1 protein-coding gene is annotated in these 364 nt (G+C 41.5%); it reads left to right on the forward strand.

Going from position 1 to position 364, the window contains the following annotated elements; genetic code table 11:
- Positions 1–41 precede the first annotated feature (41 nt).
- On the forward strand, positions 42–364 hold a 323-nt coding region (locus tag E2R67_RS16540), incomplete at its 3' end, for a transposase domain-containing protein (protein ID WP_208379557.1).

Consider the following 364-nt stretch of genomic DNA (forward strand, 5'->3'; position numbering starts at 1 on the left):
AGATCAAAATCCTATGACTCAAAAGGTCATGGGATTTTTTTATGGAACTTTCAGAAGCACTCGCTCGCACATCAATTAACCGACTTACCGAATTCTCTTCTTTATCTGATATTTTAGAGGCAGATATTATTGAATCTTGCCTGCAATCTAACGGTGTTGCTACGTTAAGAAAACGAAAACTCCCTATGGACGCCATGGTCTGGGCGGTCGTGGGCATGTCTCTTTTCAGAACAGAATCTGTTCGCCAGCTTATTAATAAACTCGATATCGTACTGCCTCAAGAGGTCGACTACGTTGCAAGAAGTGCAGTAACACAAGCTCGTAAAAAGCTAGGCAGTAATGTCGTCAAAGATGTGTTTCATCA

The organism is Psychromonas algicola, assembly GCF_004378355.1.
In the GTDB taxonomy this organism is placed as follows: Bacteria; Pseudomonadota; Gammaproteobacteria; order Enterobacterales; family Psychromonadaceae; genus Psychromonas.